Annotated in this window: 7 protein-coding genes and 2 pseudogenes; 1 reads left to right on the forward strand and 8 read right to left on the reverse strand. The window is 53.5% G+C overall.

All coding sequences use genetic code 11. From position 1 onward, the window contains the following. Positions 1-29: 29 nt before the first annotated feature. Both PBDP_RS19385 and proA read right to left on the reverse strand, forming a co-directional pair. The gene (locus PBDP_RS19385) at positions 30-923 is read right to left on the reverse strand and encodes a hypothetical protein (protein ID WP_249411812.1); all 894 of its coding nucleotides are present in this window, start codon (positions 921-923) and stop codon (positions 30-32) included. A gap of 314 nt (positions 924-1237) precedes the next feature. After that, positions 1238-7867 carry an anti-phage protein ProA gene (gene proA, locus PBDP_RS19390; protein ID WP_212801189.1) on the reverse strand — a complete coding sequence of 2210 codons (6630 nt, stop codon included), beginning with the start codon at positions 7865-7867 and terminating at the stop codon, positions 1238-1240. 532 nt (positions 7868-8399) lie between these two features. Between proA and PBDP_RS19395 the strand changes: the two are divergent. Then, positions 8400-9531, forward strand: a pseudogene (locus tag PBDP_RS19395) (site-specific integrase). A gap of 78 nt (positions 9532-9609) precedes the next feature. Here the strand turns inward: PBDP_RS19395 and PBDP_RS19400 are convergent. The 6 genes and pseudogenes from PBDP_RS19400 to PBDP_RS19425 form a co-directional block, all read right to left on the reverse strand. Continuing rightward, positions 9610-9882, reverse strand: a pseudogene (locus PBDP_RS19400) (LexA family protein); the annotation flags it as partial. A gap of 448 nt (positions 9883-10330) precedes the next feature. Next, positions 10331-16912 carry a calcium-binding protein gene (locus PBDP_RS19405; RefSeq protein ID WP_212801191.1) on the reverse strand — a complete coding sequence of 2194 codons (6582 nt, stop codon included), beginning with the start codon at positions 16910-16912 and terminating at the stop codon, positions 10331-10333. Between the two features lie 133 nt (positions 16913-17045). Further along, positions 17046-17270, reverse strand: a complete 225-nt coding sequence (locus tag PBDP_RS19410; RefSeq protein ID WP_212801192.1) for a hypothetical protein — start codon at positions 17268-17270, stop codon at positions 17046-17048. A gap of 197 nt (positions 17271-17467) precedes the next feature. Next, entirely contained in the window at positions 17468-18889 is a 1422-nt protein-coding gene (locus PBDP_RS19415; protein WP_212801193.1) for an HlyD family type I secretion periplasmic adaptor subunit, read from the reverse strand. After that, a complete protein-coding gene (locus PBDP_RS19420) occupies positions 18882-21044 on the reverse strand; it encodes a type I secretion system permease/ATPase (RefSeq protein ID WP_212801194.1) in 2163 nt (720 codons plus the stop codon). Before PBDP_RS19420 ends, PBDP_RS19415 begins: the two co-directional genes overlap by 8 nt. Positions 21045-21174: 130 nt before the next feature. Further along, positions 21175-22545, reverse strand: a complete 1371-nt coding sequence (locus tag PBDP_RS19425; protein WP_212802524.1) for a TolC family outer membrane protein — start codon at positions 22543-22545, stop codon at positions 21175-21177. Positions 22546-23118 lie beyond the last annotated feature (573 nt).

Genomic DNA, 23118 nt, shown 5'->3' on the forward strand with positions numbered 1-23118 from the left:
TTCACTCTCTGGGCTCTGAGATGATTCAGTTATACGGTTACGGCGAAGCGCTGAGCATCAAGGGCGGCAACGGCAGAGAATCCGGCGCCCTTCTTGAAGTTCATGTTATGAACGAAATTCTTCATCGCATCAGACGGATCTATCGTTTCTAGGTTAAGTCCGTCAACGGTTGACCGAGAGAACGCAACACTCAGAATTGGTTCCTCCTCCATATGACCTGTCGAGCTATTGAGCACATTGTCCAGAGCGGTGACGATGACTAGGTCATCCGGCAGGATTGCCAACAACTCTCGACCTACTCGCAGGGTGCAGCTGCACACATAGTCCTGGTGCAGCTCGTTGAACCGTCCGGCAGGCATGGCTTTGGTCGACAATTTGCCACTTTTGAGAAGAGATTTGATTTCGGTCGGAATCACGTCTAAGCCATGGATAGCGACCCGGGCTTCAAGAACACCACCTTCATGAACAAGCACCTGAATGGCTGAGCCGAGGTGTGAGATTTCTGTAAACGACTCGAAAGCTTCGATGGCATCTAGCTTGGCCTGACGGTCACCATCAAGGATACGGATCGCAATGTCCCTCTCCTCTGCCCACTCGGTATGGGCAGTTTTCCATTCATCAAGCTGAGCCTGATATTGCCTTTCGTCTTCCGCCTGCGCGGCGCCAATCTTGCCTACCAGGGCTACGCGCTGACGAGCCTCTAGCTTGAAGAGCCGAGCCCAGAAATTGGGGTGATATGTAGCGGCCGCATGCGTAGCTTCTTGCTCAAGAGTACCGCTCTTGAGTGGCTGTCTAGGTTCAGGATTGGAGAGAAGTCGCTTCCATTTCACAGGCTCGGCACACTCCTTGTGCATCGAAAGGAGGATATCTACGTGATTTTCGTACACCTCAACTTCATACGCTGCTTGTTCCAGCGCTTCCATCTTTGCGTACTCTTTCTGTCGCTTTTCAAGCTCACGCTGACGGCGATGAGCGTTGCGCTCTGATCGCCGCGCAGACGCTTGCAGCGAACGTACAGTCCCTTTCCAACCCATCACGACTCTCCATACCGTTCACATGATGGCACATTAACATAACTCGTGGCGTTGCCTGAATCACCTGAGCATTTGGAACCGAAATGTCAGTTAACCCAGAAAGAGCGCATTTGTACTCCACGCTTCTCAGAGCAAAGACACGGCCAGTTATCCAGAAGTAAGGGGACCTTCATGGCAACCTTCACAGCCCCCTTGTTTCTCGTTTACTCCGTCGTTTGACGTATGGCCTTCTCAATTCGCTGACGTCCCGCATGAGCAAGCTTGCTTACTCCAGCTTCCTTCGCGACCGCGTATATCAAGGATTCCCCTTCGTGTCCCCGCTGCACCATCTCATCAACCAAAGCACGTAGTTCTGGCAGGCAGATTTCAGATAGTCCTCTCGTGGTGTCTTCGTCGCCGGGCTTACGGAAGACGACACTGGCGTCCGACTCGATATGAGTAGGCCAGAAAAAGACTCCTGTATGCTCCTCTTCATGTGAGCGGAATCGAGCACGGGCAATTTGGTCAACGCGATCACGTATCCGTGAGCCGGTTCGTACCCAGCCATGAGCACGGGCAATGCGCCTTGCGAGCGCTGTGTCCAGAACCGGCCCCTCTTCCGCTACGACATGAGCAATCATCTGCTCCAACGTTTCCGTGTAACTCGCCTCAAAGAACTGATCTGGATCGACCAACCCGACCGCCTGACGAGGGTCGGCTTCTTTATAAATCAAATATTCAAGGGGACGAGTAATAGCCAGGACATCCTCTACTGGCGTGATAGATGCCGCCTTGGCGTACTTCAACCCAGGCAACGCACCTGAGGGATCATTGGATTCGGCCACACTATCCGCTGTGGCGACCACAGTAACCTGACTTACTACCTCAATGACCTCAGCCATAGCTGTGTCGATTTTCAGTCGCTCCGCCTCTTGAGTTGCATCGATGACAGCTTGCTTGGCTCGGGACTCCGCAAGAATCTCGTTCAGCCGTTGGTGTACCTTTTCGGTAGTTCCAATTGCATCTACCCACCAGTCCGTCGACCATATCCTAACGATCTCCCAGCCAAGTCCACGCAGTACAAATTCTCGGAGCTTGTCACGATCGCGAGCGGTCGCACTGCGGTGATAGGTAGCACCGTCGCATTCAATCCCGGCAAGGTACCGTCCAGGAGCATCAGGGTGAACAACCCCAAGGTCTATTCGAAAGGAGGAAACGCCAATCTGGGTAAATATCTGCCATCCCTTTTTAGCCAACGCCGCTGCAACCGCCTCTTCGAATGGGCTGTCGAAACTACCCACGCTACCAAAGTCAGCCTCTGCGAGAGCCCGTGGGCCACGCTCTGCAAACTCCAAGAAGTGCTTAAGATCTCGCACCCCAATCGCTTGCGTACGAGCTAAATCAATATGCTCTGGGCGCAAGGTCGAGAACACCACAAGTTCCTGGCGAGCACGGGTTATTGCCACGTTCAGTCGACGCTCACCACCAGGGCGGTTCATCGGACCGAAGTTCATGGATAGCACACCGGCAGCGTCTTTTCCGTAGGTGGTCGAGAAATAGATGATGTCTCGCTCATCGCCTTGAACACTCTCAAGGTTCTTGACGAACACAGGCTCCAGCTCGGACTCAGCGAAATACGAATCGAGTGATGGGTCTTTCCGGCAAGCCTCATCCAGCATGTCCATGATGAGCTTCTGTTGCTCGCCGTTAAAGGTTACGACCCCCACGGTCCGCCTGCTTTCGCGGAAGGCCGGAGACTGGAGGCGAGCAACCAAATCAGCAACTAAATATCTTGCTTCAATTAAGTTTGTTCGCGACCCGCCCTTGTCATATATACCCGGGACAGGGCATAACCGTACTGCTTTGTCGGCCGTAAACGGTGATGGGAAGGTCACCAGCTTCGACTGGTAGTATCGCTGGTTCGAGAAAGCGATCAGACTCTCGTGGCGGCTACGGTAGTGCCAGTTCAGGTTACGCATCGGCAGGTTGGCACTGATGCACTCGTCCAGAATACTCTCGAGATCAGCCTCTACATCCTCATCTTCAGCGGTCGACTCAGCTCGGTTAAAAAACGAAGTTGGAGGGAGCTGTTTGGGGTCGCCCACCATCACCACCTGCTTCCCTCGAGCCATGGCGCCGATGGCATCCCAGACAGGTATTTGAGATGCCTCATCGAAGATAACGAGATCGAACGGTGTTGAAGCAGGCGGCAGATACTGAGCAATGGAGAGAGGGCTCATGAGCAAGCATGGAGTCAGCTTGGTTAGCGCTTCTGGCGCACGACTCATCAACTCCCGCAATGGAATGTGCTTGGTCTTCTTGCCCATCTCATGGCGCAGGACGCCCCATTCCGAAGAGCGACTTACGCTATCCTGGCTTGGTAGGTCGGAACACAGCCGAGCTCGGAGCCAGTCTTTGGTCAACTCGGTGAACTTGTCATCCAAAGCTCGGAAATCACGAATGCGCTGTTCATGCTCCACGCTGACGAACGTCCGGATCACCTCTTCGTTGTCGACCGTCGTATTCAGCCACCAGCGGGCATAATTTACTTCCAATACACGCCGGACTTTTCCAGAGGTGATGGCTCCTGCTTCCATCGCTTGAACAATTGGCGCCAGACCGACAGCGTAGGCTTCATCGCGAACCTTCCGCCAAGCGCACCATGCCTTAAGGCGCGATTCAGACGAGACGACAGTTTCGCAGTTTGTCTTGATATCACTTAGCGCCAGGTGAGCAGTTTCGGTGACGCCCATTTCGGTGAAATGACCGACAGCCGTCAGGTGCGCCGCTCGCGCCTGTAGCAACTCAAGCTTTTCTCGAAGAGCAACACCGGCATTGGCTATAGCAGCCTCCGGTTCAAGCAGTGCGTTACCATCCCCCAGCAAAGTTTGAAGCGGTGTTTTGTAGGCCGCGACTTGCTCAGGATTGAGTGCTAGCTTCGCCACCGCGGCAGTCATTTCCCCCTGAAACGCTACCGCCCTACGCACGACGTCAACCTTCGTTTTCAAGTCATTCCAGACGGGAACGATTTCTCGTAGATCGGCCAGATCCACCAACTCTCGCTCAACTGCTGCTCTTTTCTTGAGCAACTCAAAATCAGCTTTTAACGACAAGCCACAACGCCCCTCCTCTACATGAGGATAGTCGTCGACAAGCCGACCGCGTTCTTCTATGCCTCGTCGTTCCGCCTGGAAGCGCAGAGCTGAAGTCAGCACGTCAATATCCGTGGTCAAACCGCTCCAGAGAGAGCTAGTTGCTGAGCTGAGATCAACCAGCTCATCTAACCCAGCATCGAGACGAGTCAGCGCACGCAGCCGGCGGAGTTCCTCCTTAAGCTCATCACCTAGCAGCCCCTGCTCAACCAACTGCAAGCCGTCATCGATCCAGGCAGAATTACTTTTCTGAAGCCGCATAGCCTCTTGCAGCTTGATCGCTGTCGCGAGATGCGTTGCTTCGGATTTAGCGCCTTGCCAAACAGCAACACACTCATGACCTGGCTCCAGCTCATCGATTGCTCGACGCACCGACCGAATCTCTACCCAAGTAGCGAGATCCTTGCCATTGTCGACTTCACCTGTTGACGTCTGCGTCGGAGCCAATAGCCCAGCGATTCGGCGTTTTCCAAACCAAGACTTAGGCCAGAAAGACTCCTCCGCGTCTTTCCACTCGCGCAGCAGGAGCTCGATATCAAGTCCTTCAATCGCGTCACCGTAGGACGCTGTTAGCTGGTTCTTGAGGTCGTCTATCTGACACAGCAATGTGACAGCTTGCCCGATAACGTCAGTGACACTTTCTGGCCAAGCAGGGCCTAGATCAACGAAAATAGCGCGGCGTTGCTGCAGCAGATCAATGCCTTGTTTAGCTTCAGCAATTATACGAGAGGGCCAGAGAGCTGAGAGCCCGGAGTTAGTGTCCCGGTGCTCTTCGACCCAAGTACAACCCTCACTCAGACGCTGAGAAATCGAGCGTGCATCGGGTCGCAGTGCGAAACACCAATCCTGCCCAGCGGCAGCAGGAAGTGCTCGAGAAAGGATCGATAGCCCCTCAAGCGCTGTTGGGGTGTACTCCGTAACAGGAAGCCCGGACAGCTCAACAAAGCGATCAGCAGCTCGCTGAACCTCAAGCACAGCGGGAAGCACGTCACGAGCAGCCTGCACGAATTGTTGCTGCCAATGAGGCGACCACTCTGCTTGGCCTACTGCGGACAAAGCGTTGCTTGCCAACTGACTGTAACCCACAGCCTGGGCGTTCACTTCAAGGCGATCGCCCAACTCTCGAAGCTCAAGCATGGCCTTCTGATCATGCGTGCCCGGAGATGGCCAACCAAGTGGAGCTACTGTCTCATCAACACCTGATGTCACCGTCCCGATGGCATCGTAGATGGTGTAGCCGTTGCGGTGCCGGCGATGCAAACGCTCGACATAAATATTGAGGCTGTCACGCAGGGAAGCGAGCCGCTGCGCTTCCACCTCCCATGCGGCAGCGTCTACCTGCCCTTTCGCTTCCCAAGCCGACTGCAACTGAGCAAGGACATCCGTTTTTCGAGCTTTGCTGGAGTGAAGCTCAAGGCAGAACTCGCCCAGACCGATTTCACGCAAGCGCCGGTACACGACATCCAGGGCAGCAATTTTCTCAGACACGAACAGCACCCGGCGTCCTTGAGCGATCGACTGGGCGATCATGTTGGAAATCGTTTGGCTTTTACCCGTGCCCGGTGGGCCGATGAGAACGAAGTCTTTGCCCTTGGCTGCTGCCATCACAGCCGCAAGCTGAGATGAATCAGATGGCAGTGGACAGAACACATCAGTCGGGCCGTAATCACGGTCCAGCGAGTCGGCCTCCGGAAACGGGGTATCTGAGATGAACGAATCGCGTGGTGTGTCCAGAAGGTGCTGCACTACAGGACTCTGTCGAAGATGCTCTGCATTCTCGGCAAGATCCTTCCACATGAGATACTTAGCAAACGAGAACATCGAGAGCACAACGTCCTCGTTCAGTTCCCAACCAGCAATGTCCTTGATCGCATGACCGACCTTGTTCCAAATGCCTGCGATATCCAGTCCTGCGTCGTCTCGAGGCAATTCCTGCTCCAGCGAACCCAAGCCCAGTTCAAAGTCTTGACGCAGCATCTCGATCAGAGTCGGGTTAAAACGAGGCTCATCATCGTGTAGCACCATGGTAAATCCGGAGCGTGCGCTCTTACGTTCCAAAGTGACAGGTACCAAGACCAGTGGTGCTTTGTACTTCTGCCCAGCCCTATCCTCACGCGTCCAGCTAAGGAAACCGATGGCCAGGAACAGCGTGTTGGAGCCACCTTCCTGCAGAGCAGTACGAGCGCTTCGATACAACTCAGTTAGCCGAACATCCATTTCAGCGGACGTCAGCGCAACAAATACTTCCCTACGCTTGAGAGCATCTTCAGCATGACGACGACGAACATCTTCTCGCTCACGCTGCTCATGGAGTGCGCGCTCACGCGGATCTGTTCCATCCATCAGGTCAGGTCTGGTAAGCAGCTTCAGCGCCTGTCCACTTGCAATAATGTCCTCAAGCGCACCTGGATCAGGTGACTCAAGCTTCAGCGCTCGCTTACCCATTTTGAAATTGAGTAAGTTATTTCGAAGCGACAGATCTAGAAGCTTACGCTGCCAACGGCCGAGGCGATCGGCTGGGTCGAGTTTGGACAGATCCTCAACTTGCACCTCAATGTTGTCATCGGCGATGCCGATCCCTTCCTCCACCAGAAACGATGGGGCTTCAGCAGATTCAGCAACGGCAACACGCGCGATCTGAGCCTCTGAGCTGGCGAGCGGCTTGATACGTTGCAGACGGGCGCGACGGATATCCAGCAGCATTTCGAAAACACTTTCGGCTTCTTCAGCTACCTGTTTAGTGCCCATCTCTACCGCATAAGAGAATGGCGGTATTGAGTTGTGGGTAATGAGGGTAGTCTCGAACAGCACGAGTTCCTGAAGCTTCACCCGCTTACGTACTGCTGTGACATCATCCACCAGGGCAGTCGTAAACTCTTCGGGCTTAAGCCACAAACCAGCAAAAGCATGACCGTAGGTGAATACGATCACAGGGTTAAGCCCCATCTGCTCCAATGCTGCGCAGAAAAGCAGAGTTAGGTCGAGACATGTAGCCAACCCGGAGTCAGCAATCTGACTGGGGCTACGAATCTTCTGTCCTGATTGTTCAAAGCTAGCCGGCGGCAACGCATAGTCGAGCTTCATGCGCGCCACCGCGCCCCAGACTGCCGACGCCAACTGCCAAGCTCTTTTTGGGCCACCCTCATATCCATCAAGTGCGGACGGTTTATCGCTAAGACGAAGCAACTCGGCCGCCTGTTTGAGCAACCGCTCAACCGCTGCATCATTCGGCTGAACAAAAGCCGCAGTCATATCTGGTATATGCCGCAATCCGCCCCACTGGTTTCTGGGCAAAAGGTCTACGACCTGTTCAAGCCGAGCAACTTCCTTGCGACCGCTCTCCGCCTCCTTGTCATCAGCTTCAAGAACGAAGGTAAAGGTCGACATCTCCGCTTCTGTCAGGCGATTCAACAACGGGCCATCCAGGACAAGATCGAGCCCAGGTATGACCCGGAAGCTATCTGCAGCGATCTCGTCAATCCGCCAGATCTTGGATTTAAATACCTCGGGCGCCGAGCTAAGGGTAAGAGTCGCATTGATGAAACGATCACCCGTCTCGTTCGAGATACGAAGCTCGCGTATCACAGGAATGGCGTTCTGGAAATCTGCAAGGTTCAGCTTCGCCACCAAGGTGGCAAGGATATTTACTTCTTTAGGCTGGACTTCTTCTTGGGGCGTAAGGGGCTGAACGATGTCGTCCATGCGCAACCATCCTTGTCGTTATGCCCAAGGGAGTGCCGGAATTGGCCGGCCAGAGGGCCCCTCTTGAGCTGATGGCGGGATGATAGCTCTTCTAGTGAAAGCCGTAATGTGCCTTTGGTCGTTACTGATTTCTCATCCCATCATCGAATGACCGCTAGGTAGACCGAAGCAATCCGCCTGTCAAAAACCCCTAGGACAAAATCCGATTATTGGTAATACATCCGAAAAATCCACTCAGAGCCAGCCGTTTGTGGGGGAAAAAACGCGGACAAATAAAAAGGGGTCACGAGATAAAATCTCGCAACCCCTTGAATTATATGGTCGGGACGGAGTGATTCGAACACTCGCCCCCTAGCACCCCATCTTCTTTTTCATACTTCTCGAAAGCTTCCAAAATTTCACTTTGGATTTTTCCAAGCCAGTATTTACTTGAGCTACAGCGGTGTTCTGCTCTACGAGAGTCCAGGAACGTCCATCAAGAGCCGACGTTTTTGTGGGGGTAAAAGTAGGGGAAATCTATTTTATGGCTTAAATCACCATCAAAGAGCTCGAGTCGCTGACCGCTGAGGATGCCGGCCGCATCCTCAGGGAGGATGGCAATCTCGCCGGTCGAATTTCCGTGCGTAAGGACGGTGTGTCGGTCAGCTTTATCTATCGGTATCGGTGGGGCGACCAGAACAAAGAGTACGCCTGCGGAACCTGGCCGCGCAAATCCCTGACAGATATCCGCAAGGCCCGCAACCAGGCACATGCGCTCATCGATGAGCCCCCAGATGTTCAACTGGTCCAGAAAGCGCCAACATTGGCGGGCGTTACTGGCTGAAGGGAATCCGACTGAACTGGTCGACATCTCCCCTTTGATCCCTGCCGACTATGAAGCGGAAAGAAGCCGCATCCTTTCCCCGGCTGAGCTGTTGGAACTGCGCAACCGCTTTCAGCAAATAACAGCCGATTACGACACCCTGCCCGCGGGGCAAAAATACGACGGCATTCGGCCGCTAAAGAAGGAAACTCAGCTCGCGCTCTGGATCAGCCTGGGCACGCTGTGCCGGATTAGCGAGTTGCTGCAGGCCTAATGGAAAAATGTCGATCTGGACCTGCAGACCTGGTTCCTCCCCAGCGAAAACGTCAAAGGCACCCGTGGCAAGAAACAAGACCACCTTGTCTTCCTCTCGCCCTTCGCGCTGCATTTCTTTCAGGAACTCAAAACCTTGACGGGAGACTCACAATGGTGCTTTCCGAACAAGCAGGATGATGGGCATGTGGACATGAAAGTGGTGAGCAAACAGGTCGGCGATCGCCAGGCCCGGTTCAAAAACCGCAAAGCCCTCTCCAGACGGTGCCATGACGATACCTTGGTCCTTGCCGACGGCCAAAAGGACGACTGGACTCCGCATGACCTGCGCCGTTCGGGGGTAACCATGATGCAGGCTTTGGGGGTCAGCCTGGACGTCATCGATCGCTGCCAAAACCATGTGCTGGCCGGTTCTAGGGTGAGACGCCACTACCTGCATCACGACTATGCCGAAGAGAAGAAACGTGCCTGGAATCTGCTGGGCGATCGACTCAGTGCTGTGTTGTCCTCCACCTGAGAGCACCCACCGGCCGAGTCGATGATTTCTTTCCCAGCCTATACCGAGAATGGATTGCTACCGACTTCATAAGTCGGCATCTTCAGTACTGAGTAATCATAGTTTCGTATGACATCGCCGAGCGCGCTATTTGGCTCGATTTCTGCTCATCATGACCGACAAAACAATGTGACCGTGAACCGGTTCCAGTGCTCGATCCACCACTGCCAAATCCCCTTCGAATATTCCAGCGCCCTGCATGCTCTCCCCGGTAATTGAAACCAGGTAGACATGCGGAGCACGGATGCTCAGAACCTCATCCAATGAGATGTGCGCCTCGATGTGGTCCGCTGCCTGGGATGGGAACCCTGAAGGCACACGAAACGAACACAAAGGTGGCTTCAGGCCAGCCTCGGCAACAGGACCCAAGATTGAATAGCTCATGACGCACGAGACCAAAAACTTGTACGAATATACAGTTAACGTTGTACAAGTTTTACGGTCAATTTGTATAGGAATAATCTGACAGGCGGAGAGCTGCGAACCTGCTCCTTCAGCTAGCGGACTGGCGTCATGCACGGTGTCAGTGGCTAAACGATCGCTGAAGAGCGCCAGCAGACTTCAACTGCTGAGAGAATGATGATGAGATTCACACAGCCAGCCGACCTCTGCGCACATAAAAAACCCGGCGCAGGGACCGGGTTTTCTCAAAGTTTACGTAGGTTAAGGGGATGGAAAGCTAACCAAGAGTGCGGCTGCGATCACTTCTAGCGGCAATTACGAACCAACTCCAGACGGCTAGCTACCGTCAAGGGAAGCGACTCCTCGCACAAGTGACTGCGCGGGAGTCAGCGTCAGCTCAATAACCGACGCCTACACATTTGGCAAAGCCCTATTTCCAGTTCGCGGCCAGTACCGCATCAAGTTGAGCCCGTTGATCATTAGTTAGACTTGTTTCAGCCCCTGGCGCCACGCCGAACGAAGCCATGGTGTCGACTAAATTCTGAACTTGAGTGTCCATCAGTACCTTGCCATCAGTGGTCTTGAGAGCCTCAACGTGGTAATTACTGGATTGATACCAGTTGCTGATCGTCAATTTCTCATTCGACCCTATAACGGTGATTTCCAAATTGGAACCGGTATGCCGGAGCCACAAATCTTGCGGACTGATATCAGCTCCGAACGCAACGGTATCGGTCCCAACGTAGCCACCGTCATAGTCCGTGATGGTGTCTTGACCGTCACCCCGGTTGAACTGGTAGGTATCTGAAAAATTGCCCCCGGTGATGTCGTCATTACCCGTCCCTCCGGCCAGCGTGTTGCCTCTCGAAGCAGCTGCCACAACGAGGACATCATCCCCAGCATCGCCGTACAGCTGATTCGCTCCGGCTCCTCCTGAAAGGGTGTCGTTGCCATCCCCACCATGAATGACGTCATTGCCGGACCAGCCAATCAAAGTGTCAGCATCGGTCGTACCAACTTGATTCAACCCTGCCGCAGAGATATCCGCCCAGTTCCAGGATGTGCCATCGGCAAATTCAACGCGCTCAATGATGTTGTAAGGAGTCACGCCTGCACTTGCCGCAGCACTGTCGAACCAACCCTTGAACGTCAACTGATCCGTGCCGTTGCGGTGCATGAACACCAGATCAGAATCCACCCGGCGGGTATTGATGTCACTGGCGAGGATTCCGGCCCCAAAGCGCAAGGTATCGGTGGCCAGGTTGCCCCCGTCATAGTCCGTAATGGTGTCCTGACCGTCCCCCAGGTTGAACAGGTAGGTATCTGCGAAATAACCTCCTGTAAGGGTGTCGTTGCCCGTCCCACCGGCCAGCAGGTTGTCCTTCGAACCAGTCGCCACGATGAGGGTGTCGTCCCCAGCGTCGCCGTACAGTTGGTTGGCACCGGCCCCTCCCAGCAAGGTGTCGTTCCCACCACCGCCATGAATGATGTCGTTCCCAGACCAGCCGGTCAGCGTCTCGGCCCCTTCCGAACCAACCTGTTTCAGGCCCGTTGCGACAATATCCGCCCAGGTCCAGAACGTACCATCGGCAAATTCAACACGCTCAATGACGTTGTAGGAAACCACACCGGCACTGGAGGCTGCGCTGTCAAACCAGCCCTTGAACGTCAGTTGATCCGTGCCGTTGTTGTGCATGAACACCAGATCAGAATTCACCCGGCGGGCAGTGATGTCACTGGCGAGGATCCCAACTCCAAAGCGCAAGGTATCGGTGGCCAGGTTGCCCCCGTCGTAGTCCGTAATGACGTCCTGACCGTCTCCCAAGTTGAACAGGTAGGTATCTGCAAAATAGCCACCCGTCAGGGTGTCGTTGCCCGATCCGCCTGCCAGCAGGTTGTCCTTCGAACCAGTCGCCACGATGAGAGTGTCGTCCCCAGCATCGCCGTACAGTTGGTTGGCACCGGATCCTCCTGAAAGGGTGTCGTTGCCGTCCCCACCATGAATGACGTCATTGCCGGACCAGCCAATCAAAGTGTCAGCATCGGTCGTACCAACTTGATTCAACCCTGCCGCAGAGATATCCGCCCAGCTCCAGGATGTGCCATCGGCAAACTCAACGCGCTCAAGAATGTTATTAATCAAAACCCCAGCACTCGATGCCGCACTGTCAAACCAACCCTTGACTCGGATCTGATCCGTGCCGTTGCGATGCATGAAAACCACATCAGCACCGGACTTTTGCACCTGGATGTCACTGGCAAGAATCCCTGCACCAAAGCGCAAGGTATCGGTCACCGCATAGCCAGCGTCATAGTCCGTAATGGTGTCCTGACCATCACCCAGATTGAACAAATAGGCGTCTGCAAAATAGCCACCCGTCAAGGTGTCGTTGCCCGATCCACCCGCCAGCAGGTTGTCCTTCGAGCCAGACGCCACGATGAGGGTGTCGTCCCCAGCGTCGCCGTACAGTTGGTTGGCACCGGCCCCTCCCAACAAGGTATCGTTCCCACCACCGCCATGAATGATGTCGTTCCCAGACCAGCCGGTCAGCGTCTCGGCCCCTTCCGAACCAACCTGTTTCAGCCCCGTCGCGACAATATCCGCCCAGGTCCAGAACGTACCATCGGCAAATTCAACGCGCTCAATGATGTTGTAAGGAGTCACGCCTGTACTTGCCGCAGCACTGTCGAACCAACCCTTGAACGTCAACTGATCCGTGCCGTTGCGGTGCATGAACACCAGATCAGAATCCACCCGGCGGGTATTGATGTCACTGGCGAGGATTCCGGCCCCAAAGCGCAAGGTATCGGTGGCCAGGTTGCCCCCGTCATAGTCCGTAATGGTGTCCTGACCGTCCCCCAGGTTGAACAGGTAGGTATCTGCGAAATAACCTCCTGTAAGGGTGTCGTTGCCCGTCCCACCGGCCAGCAGGTTGTCCTTCGAACCAGTCGCCACGATGAGGGTGTCGTCCCCAGCGTCGCCGTACAGTTGGTTGGCACCGGCCCCTCCCAGCAAGGTGTCGTTCCCACCACCGCCATGAATGATGTCGTTCCCAGACCAGCCGGTCAGCGTCTCGGCCCCTTCCGAACCAACCTGTTTCAGGCCCGTTGCGACAATATCCGCCCAGGTCCAGAACGTACCATCGGCAAATTCAACACGCTCAATGACGTTGTAGGAAACCACACCGGCACTGGAGGCTGCGCTGTCAAACCAGCCCTTGAACGTCAGTTGATCCGTGCCGTTGTTGTGCATGAACACCAGATCAGAATTCACCCGGCGGGCAGTGATGTCACTGGCGAGGATCCCAACTCCAAAGCGCAAGGTATCGGTGGCCAGGTTGCCCCCGTCGTAGTCCGTAATGACGTCCTGACCGTCTCCCAAGTTGAACAGGTAGGTATCTGCAAAATAGCCACCCGTCAGGGTGTCGTTGCCCGATCCGCCTGCCAGCAGGTTGTCCTTCGAACCAGTCGCCACGATGAGAGTGTCGTCCCCAGCATCGCCGTACAGTTGGTTGGCACCGGATCCTCCTGAAAGGGTGTCGTTGCCGTCCCCACCATGAATGACGTCATTGCCGGACCAGCCAATCAAAGTGTCAGCATCGGTCGTACCAACTTGATTCAACCCTGCCGCAGAGATATCCGCCCAGCTCCAGGATGTGCCATCGGCAAACTCAACGCGCTCAAGAATGTTATTAATCAAAACCCCAGCACTCGATGCCGCACTGTCAAACCAACCCTTGACTCGGATCTGATCCGTGCCGTTGCGATGCATGAAAACCACATCAGCACCGGACTTTTGCACCTGGATGTCACTGGCAAGAATCCCTGCACCAAAGCGCAAGGTATCGGTCACCGCATAGCCAGCGTCATAGTCCGTAATGGTGTCCTGACCATCACCCAGATTGAACAAATAGGCGTCTGCAAAATAGCCACCCGTCAAGGTGTCGTTGCCCGATCCACCCGCCAGCAGGTTGTCCTTCGAGCCAGACGCCACGATGAGGGTGTCGTCCCCAGCGTCGCCGTACAGTTGGTTGGCACCGGCCCCTCCCAACAAGGTATCGTTCCCACCACCGCCATGAATGATGTCGTTCCCAGACCAGCCGGTCAGCGTCTCGGCCCCTTCCGAACCAACCTGTTTCAGCCCCGTCGCGACAATATCCGCCCAGGTCCAGAACGTACCATCGGCAAATTCAACGCGCTCAATGATGTTGTAAGGAGTCACGCCTGCACTTGCCGCAGCACTGTCGAACCAACCCTTGAACGTCAACTGATCCGTGCCGTTGCGGTGCATGAACACCAGATCAGAATCCACCCGGCGGGTATTGATATCGCTGGCGAGGATGCCTGGACCAAAACGCAGCGTGTCAGTTGCTACATTGCCCGCATCGTAATCCATAACGACGTCTTTACCGTCTCCCAGATTGAACACGTAGATGTCGGCGAAATAGCCACCGGTCAAGGTGTCATTACCGGTACCTCCGACTAAAGTGTTTCCCTTTGAGGCGGTGGCGACCACGATCGTGTCATCGCCGGCATCACCGTAGAGTTGGTTGGCACCCGCACCGCCTGAAAGGGTATCGTTGCCGTCTCCACCATGAATGACGTCGTTACCGGACCAGCCAATCAGAGTGTCCGCAGTTGCAGTACCAACTTGATTCAACCCTGCCGCAGCAATATCTGCCCACGTCCAGGACGTGCCATCCGCAAACTGGACACGCTCAATGATGTTGTAAATTACCGCATCTGCGCTGGATGCTGTACTGCCAAACCAACCCTTAACTCGGATTTGATCCGTACCGTTGCGATGCATGAAAACCACATCAGTACCGGACTTGAGAACCTGTATATCGCTAGCGAGAATGCCCGCACCAAAGCGCAGCGTATCGGTTGAAGCATAGCCAGCATCGTAATCCGTAATGACGTCGTTACCGTCTCCCAAATTGAACACGTATGTATCGGTGAAGTAGCCACCAGTCAGGGAGTCATTACCGGTGCCGCCGATTAAAGTGTTTTCCTTCGAGCCGGTAGCGACCGTGATCGTGTCATCTCCATCACCGCCGTAAACCCTAGCGCTATCAGCTGTGGACGTAATCGTGTCATTTTCAGCACCTCCAAGCACCAAATGCCTTCCAGCCACCGTATGCTCAGATATGTAAGTTGCATCTTCAGTCGATAAATGGCTAGCCCAGATCGAAAGCTTACTCTCTCGAACGTGGTCTGGAATGTAATTTTCCAGATCTAACAGATCCATAAAAGTATCCCTGGGGTTACTGCCAAAGAATCTGTCCAGCGATTCTAAAACATTAGAATAGCTCACATGCACGCCATCAGAATCAGATGTAACCGCAACCAAATTAATGTAGGGCCTGAGACGTGACTGTAAAATTATTCCTTTATAAACAGACTCCTCCAAGCTGGCGTAAGCGTGCTCAATAAACTGGATCTGACCGCTATTTAGCTGAAAATCTGACTCGCTGAGTCTGATTCCGCTTTCATAAGCGGAGGCACTGAAGTTCTTAGTAATAGCCAAGCTACCAATTTTGATATTTAGCCGCACCGAACCATCAGCATTGTAGCTGACTGAAGTTTTAAAATAATCTTGACCATTGAAAACCTCAAGAATTTCAACTTTCTCAAAAAGCGATTTCAAGCTCTTCTGAGAATCACTTAGAGTATTTAAATTGGCACCCCCCTCTCCCCATGAGAAACCAAAAGAAACATGCTCATGTAAAGAAGTGGTTTCGTTAATTCGAAGGCCTATGCTCTGATGACCTGACGTCTCAGACCATGCACTAATAACCTGACTAATGGACTGGTCTAAGGTGGTACGACTGGATGAGTCAGAGATTGCTCTTAAGAGGCTCTCTAGCATTTCACTTTGGGCTGCGGCCTCCCTAAGATCCCTGACGAGTCCAGAACCATGCATATCGGGCAAAGACTCCAAATCAGCATCAACCAGGACGCTGTCTGAAAAGTCTCGATAAAATGGATTTGAAGCCAAATCAAGGTTTGCAACAGTGCTTTGATTAGCATTTAGCTCAGATGAGTGACCATCTTCATAGGTAAACTTCCCGACGCCTGTTATTACGTTATCACCTCCGCCAATATTCGCGCTACTTGAAGAAAGATCAATCGCAGCGACACCAAGCTGCTTTAGAGTATAAAGCTCAGAAGCGCTCGATACCCCGTCTTGGTTTTTGTCGCTCCAAACTTTAACCTGAGAAAATGCTGTATCTCGATTATCGAAGACCCCATCGTTATTGCTATCTAAATCTTTTAATGCGTCAAACCCATTTGCGGCTTTTGTGCCGTTGTTCTTAGTAGTATCAACACCAAATAGTTCGGTGCCATTGTCAATAGTACCATTAGCATTTCTATCCAACACGAGAAAGCCGTCATCCGAGCTAACCCATCCCGTCCCAGTCCTTACTCCGTCACCATCGAAATCGAAGACAATACCGCTGGTTGAGGAAACCGTTTCTACGCCGTCGCCGTCTAAATCCAACACAAGCGGATCAACACGAGGAACAAAATTTAACGCGGAACGATAGCTAGTATTTGTATCTGAAGAGATACCAGTGATTGGAAGTAATAAGCCTTCCACTCCGGTCTCAATGGGCACAGGCGTGCCGAAACCACTCTCTATTTTTCGTTGAAGTTCCTGCTCTGTATAAAACTCATAAAATTCTGGGAAATTCTCTAATACTAATGCGGCTATCCCTACTGCTCCTACCACTGTCAATAAAGCAGTCGAACCGGTCGTAAGAGCGACAAGACCTCCCACGACCGCTCCTAAGTCAACAGCAACGTTAGCCACGTCATAAATCGTGGCCTCCCCCTTTTCCATTTTGTCAGCCAAATCGGACAGGCTACCTACCACTCCAAGCTGCCCTGTTAACAACGCAGCATAACCCTGCCCGAAAACTCCACCTACTCCTGTACGCTTGACAATCTGAGTTACAATAGTCTGGACTGCGTTGGTAGCTTTTTCGATATTCGACGCGGAGCTCATGATATCATCTCTTGATAAGTAATTTTTTAGAAACCAGCACTAATAACGATTATAATTTTTTATACAACTGAGCTCGCCCATCTCATTTCAAGCGATGGCAACTTAAATATATAAGCTCGCCCCACTTAAACCACTATGCAAACCATTCGAAAAACTTCCCAATCCGCTTCGCAGTTTCGAACCCTGCATGACTACAAAAAATGGCCACGAGAACAAATGCAAGTCCCGGCAAGAGAAACGCCAAACTAATTAATTTCCCTCCCGCCAAAAAAAACAAAGCACCGACAACAATAGTGCCACTTCCTGCAAGCAGTGTGTGCCGGCGCTCTTTAGCCTGATCAGGGTATTTTTCAAACATCAATCTTCTCCGTTGGACGCTCAGCAACTCGTGCAATTAATGCAGCCTAACCCTGTCGTAATCACAACACTTCTCGTTAACGTCCATCGCAACCGCTAACGAGCTACTCTCGAATGGCATCACGGCTATAGCTCCTCCTAGAAAAACCAACAGAATATTTCTATTTACATAGCGCTTCGCCTCCATACTTCTCCCCCTCACCGCTCTCGCAAGCTTTCAGTCACTGCGACTTGTAATGGGCTTAAAAAATACTCAATGACTCTGCGTCGATCTGTTTTTACTTCTGCAGTCACCGCCATGCCAGGCAGCAACTTAATATCCTGACCTTTCACACTTAGATGATCGGACTCCAAGCGAATCTTGCCGTTGTATATCAAGCCGCGTTTTTCGTCCTCTACGGCATCATCCGAAATACTTAATACTTCACCAGCAACCGAGCCGTATTTAGTAAACGTAAATGTCTCTACTTTCACCGTTACGGCTTGCCCAGGATGAACAAACCCAACATCCTTATTCTCAAAAACTGCCTCGACCTCAACCGGCTGACCTGTAGGCACGATCGTCAAAAGTGGCTGCGCCGGCGTCACGACTCCGCCAACCGTATGCACATTTAACTGCTGCACCGTTCCATCCACTGGCGCTTCCAGTGTGGTTAGCCCGTCTTGATACTCAGCCTTGGCAAAATCCTGCTTCAAAGACGCCACCTTCTGATCCGCTTGCTGTAATAAATCCAGCATAGACCGTCGGGTTTGCGCGACCACGCCAGCCCTCCTGCGCTCAGCCTCCTGCCGCGCCGCTGAAGACTGCAATAAACCGGCTTGTTGGACGCTCAACTGCCGCTCAATGTCCAGCCGCGCCTGCTCCTTTTCCAGGTAGGCATGTCGGGCGATGTACTGTTTCTCCAGCAAGTGCTGATAGTCATCCGCCAGCTTGGCGACGATAGGCAGGGTCTTCTGCAGGCTGGCAACCTGACCCCGTGCTGACTGTATGTCGGCTTGGCGTTGGGCTATTTCGGCTTCAACAGTTTCCAGGCTGCTGCGGTACTCCTGGTATTGGCCTTGCAGCCAGCGCTCCGCAGCCAACACGTGCTCAGGATCCGCGCCTGGAATCGAACCATTCAAAGCCCGTGGCGCTCGCTGTTGATCGATGGCATCGAGCATCGCGCTTGCCCGAGCACTGTCGATGCGGGCAGCCAACAGATCGCTTTGCACCCGCCCCACATCAGCCTCAGCGGCAGTAGAGTCCAGTTCCAACAGCAACTGCCCGGCTTTCACCGTCTGGCCGTCGTGCACATGGATAGCCTTGACTACTGCCGTTTCGCTGGACTGGATGACCTTACTTTTGCCGCTGGGAATGATCTTGCCAGTGGCGGTCGCCACGACATCGATCTTGCCAACACAGGCCCAGACCAGCGCAAGTGCAGCAAACACCATGATCGACCACATGAACACCCGAGGCGCCGGATGAGTTGGGCGCTCCTGTAACTCAAGAGAGGCCGGCAAAAACTGTATTTCATGGGCCAGGCGCTTCGGGGCATCCATACTCCGGCGGGCCTTCCAAGACTCACGCAAGACATGCCGATACCGTCGCAACAAACCTGCCGACTCAGCGTTAGACATTGCTGGCTCCTTGCTGCAAACGATACAGACGTGAGTAATGTCCAGCCTGCTGAGTTAGGAGTTCGGCATGACTGCCCTGCTCGACAATCTGACCGCGATCAACCACGACAATGCGATTGGCGTCCCGTACGGCTGAAAGCCGGTGGGCAATGATGATGACCGTGCGGCCCTTGCAGATATCCTTCATGTTTTGCTGCACAACCCGCTCCGATTCATAGTCGAGCGCACTGGTCGCTTCATCGAAGATCAAAATCCTGGGGTTGCCCATCAAAGCGCGAGCAATGGCAACCCGTTGCCGCTGACCTCCGGACAACGATGCACCGTGTTCACCCACCACGGTGTCATAGCCTTCGGTAAGCTCCAAGATGAACTCGTGGGCACCTGCGAGCTTGGCTACTTGGATCACCTTTTCAAGTGGCACACCGGGATCGGCCAGGGCAATGTTTTCGCGGATGCTGCGAGCGAACAGCATGTTGTCCTGCAGCACCACGCCGATTTGCCGGCGCAAAGAGGAAACGTCTGCCAACGCCAGGTCCATGCCATCCACCAATACACGTCCACGCTCCGGGACATGCAGCCTTTGAAGCAGACGGGTCAACGTACTTTTGCCCGAACCCGAACGTCCGACGACACCGATCACTTGCCCCGCCTCAATGCGAAGGCTCACGCCGCGCAGAATCTCTGCCCCATCAGGACGGTAGCGAAAATGCACTTGGTCGAATTCAATGTGACCGCGAATCGGCGGCATCGAACTGCGCGTCGCTTGAGCCATCTCGGTGCGAGTGTTGAGAATGTCGCCCAGGCGCTGCACGGAAACACCAGTCTGCTGGAAGTTGGTCCACAACTGCGCCAGACGCATGATCGGCTGCGCCACCCGGCCAGCCAACATGTTGAAGGCGATGAGTTGGCCTACCGACAACTGACCGTCGATGACCAACCGAGCACCTACCCACAAGGTTGCCACAGTGACCAACTTGCCAATCAGTGACACGCTTTCGTTCGCGATGGTGGACAGCGTCTGGGTTCTGAAACCGGCCGCCACGTAACCGGCCAGCTGGTTGTCCCATTTGCGGATGGCCTGAGGTTCGACAGCCATGGATTTGAGGGTGTCGATACCGTTGACGGTCTCGACTAGAAAGGCTTGGTTCTCTGCGCCCCTAGCGAAGCTGTCGTTCAGCCGTGAACGTAGTATCGGGGTGATCAGCACCGACACCAGAATATAGAGCGGCAATGACGCCAGAACGATGAGGGTCAGCCAACCGCTGTAATAGAACATCACCGCCAGGAACACGACGGAAAACAATACGTCGAGAATCAGGGTGATCGCGTTGCCGGTGAGGAAGCTGCGAATGTTCTCCAGCTCCCGGACCCGGGCTACCGAGTCCCCCACTCGCCGCGCTTGGAAGTAGGCGAGCGGCAGCGTGATCAAGTGTCGGAATAACTTGGAGCCCAACTCCACATCGATACGGCTGGCCGTGTGAGCAAAGACGTAGCTGCGCAACCCCGTCAGCCCCGACTCGAACAGCATGACCACAGCCAGGCCCACCGCAATCACGTCCAGCGTGGTCAAACCGTGGTGCACCAGGACCTTGTCCATCACCACTTGAAAGAAGAGCGGCGTCACCAGCGAGAATATCTGCAGCACAAACGAAACCAGCATGATCTCGCCAAGCAGCTTTCGGTATTTGACAATGGCAGGAATGAACCAGGTGAAGTCAAACCGAGAGGACTCACCAGGCGTATTCGCCTCTGAGCGAATCAGCATCAACTGACCCGTCCAGCGTGATTGAAGCGCTTCAAGGGTGATCACTTCGGGCCGCTGCACGGCCGGGTTGTGAATCAGAACGTTGCCTTGATCCAGGCGCGCAATGATGAAAAATCCCCCATTCACATCGCTGGCGATGGCCGGCAGCGGCGTGCGATGAAGGCGATTGGCCGAGGTATTCGCCATCTTGGCTTTGAGGCCGAGCTTACGTGCCGCCAACAGCATGTCCGCATGACCAAACGGATGATCGATACTCCCGAACTCATGGGCGAGTTGCTCGGCGGAAGCCGCGACTTGATGAAACCGAGCCAGCATTACGAGAGCCGCCAAGCCGGTGTCAAATGGGGGCGCATTTTCAGGCGTTGCGTCGCCCGCTTCGGTTTCAATCATTACAGTTACAGAATTCCTTGTGCAGGTTACAGCCCGCACTTCAGACATGGCGGAAGACCATGATTAATAAAAGCATGTTCTGAATATTGAACATGTCTGCCTTGAGTTTTGGAGATTAAGCCAAACCCATTCAAACCCCCGGAGGGAGAAAATCTCGCTCCGGCACATAATCTTGTTTTAAATAGATGGATAAGGACTTGAGATCGTCGACGCTTAAGGTTCCGGCGGCCTGCTTCAGTTTAAGATTGTCGATGATGTAGTCGTAACGTGCGTTGTTATAGTCGCGCACCACTGCATAAAGCTGCCTTTGCGCAGTGAGCACGTCCGCGATATTACGTGAGCCAATATCGAGACCCACTTGATTGGCCTCGACTGATTTTCGAGCAGAGACGATGCCTTGGCGGCGCGAAGCAATTTGCGCGATATCTGTATTGACACCTCTGAATGCATTACGGGTGTTCAATACGATCTCTCGACGCCGATCTTCCTTCTCATCCTGACTCTGCAGAAGCCGCTCGACAGACTCCTTCACTTTGGAGTTGGTCATTCCGCCAGAATAGATTGGTATGTTCAGCTCAATACCGATTGAGCCTTGCGCAACATTGTCGCGATAGCCATTACGGCCGAAATCGGTAGGGTTGCTATAACCGAAACTGTCGTTGTCGCCCTTACGGTACGAGGCCACTGCATCGATTGTTGGTAAGTGGCCTGCTTTCTGCTGCTTAAGGGTCTGGTCTGCTGCTTGCTCAGCCTGCTCACTGGCTTGCAGTTGCAGATTCTGCCGAACCGCTGTGTCGACCCACGACTGCGCCTCATTGGGGATGGGGGATTCAACGGGCAGTTGATGGCCCATTCCCGAAATGGTTCTGTAGGATTGATTGGTCAACCGACCCAAAGCTTCATACGCATCATCGACCTTTCGCTGCACGATTTGTCGATTCGCCTGCACGTTGTCGTAGGCAGCTTGTGCGTCGTACACGTCGGTGATGCTTGATGCGCCATCTTCCAGCCGACCCTGCGCCTGGTCACGCTGATGGAGCAAAGCGGCTTCTTCAGCCTGGACAGCAGCCAAAGCATCAAGCTGACGCAGTGTCTCGAAGTAGGCTTCAGCGGCGGTCAACGCCAATGTCTGGACCTTAACCGAAAGCTCCAACTCCGCTTGGGCAACGCTGGACTCTGCCGCCTTTAACTGGAACCAGCGATCGACCCGAAAAAGCGGCTGACTTAGGTTGGCGCGAAAGGTGGTCCCGCTACGCTCGCGACTGAGAGAGGGATCGTCGCGCTCCAGGCGCACGGTTTCTGAGGTTGCACCGGCCGTGAGATTAGGCAGCAGGCCAGAACGAGCTTGAGGGACTGCTTCGCGCTGAGCCAAGTAGGCATGGCGTGCAGCAGCCAGTTGTGTGTCATTTTTAAATGCAGACTGATAAACACCAAGCAGATCTGCATGCTCCAAAGAAGAACTGTCAAAAGCAAACGCTAAAGGGCTCGATACACAACCCATAAGTAATACACATTGGTGTACTGTGTTAATGAGATTCATTGCTCATCCAAGAAATGATCGACTTAAACCATCAATCCATTAGCTCGGCTTGATAAACGGAAACTTTATTCCTTGTTTCCTTAGGCAAGACCAAACATATTTAGCTCAAGGGCGAAGCGTAAGTCACGCAACCAATTTTTCCAACCATGCCAATACGTTACGAAAACTTCGTGACCATTATTCATGGCAGAACAATTTGTTATATACCAAATAGTGACGCGTTATAACGCGCAACGATACGGTTCGCCTATACGAGATTTCTGAAATGCAACAGCCATCCATCGGAGCGTTTAAATTATCTTCAGACCCTCATAAGCATCGCTTTCAAAACGCGCTGTAGTGCGTGGTCACAGTCATTTCGCGGGAGAAGCTAACTTTCGAAAAATAATAAGTTTTAATCGCAGATGAGATGTATATCATCACTGCATTATCACGGTTTCCCGGAGCTCGACAGGGTCATGCAAACCTCGTAGTGAGGTTGCAATTGAATAATATCAAATAGCCATCAATCGAGCTATGCACCTTTCTCGATCT

Origin of the sequence: Pseudomonas sp. St290 (assembly GCF_018325805.1) — a bacterium.
In the GTDB taxonomy this organism is placed as follows: Bacteria; Pseudomonadota; Gammaproteobacteria; order Pseudomonadales; family Pseudomonadaceae; genus Aquipseudomonas; species Aquipseudomonas bijieensis.

Coding starts and splice junctions, on each gene's coding strand:
- PBDP_RS19385 (WP_249411812.1), bottom strand. CDS start 923: ATGGAAGCGCTGGAACAAGCAGCGTATGAAGTTGAGGTGTACGAAAAT.
- PBDP_RS19425 (WP_212802524.1), bottom strand. CDS start 22,545: ATGGGTTGTGTATCGAGCCCTTTAGCGTTTGCTTTTGACAGTTCTTCT.
- PBDP_RS19410 (WP_212801192.1), bottom strand. CDS start 17,270: ATGTTTGAAAAATACCCTGATCAGGCTAAAGAGCGCCGGCACACACTG.
- proA (WP_212801189.1), bottom strand. CDS start 7,867: ATGGACGACATCGTTCAGCCCCTTACGCCCCAAGAAGAAGTCCAGCCT.
- PBDP_RS19415 (WP_212801193.1), bottom strand. CDS start 18,889: ATGTCTAACGCTGAGTCGGCAGGTTTGTTGCGACGGTATCGGCATGTC.
- PBDP_RS19405 (WP_212801191.1), bottom strand. CDS start 16,912: ATGAGCTCCGCGTCGAATATCGAAAAAGCTACCAACGCAGTCCAGACT.
- PBDP_RS19420 (WP_212801194.1), bottom strand. CDS start 21,044: ATGATTGAAACCGAAGCGGGCGACGCAACGCCTGAAAATGCGCCCCCA.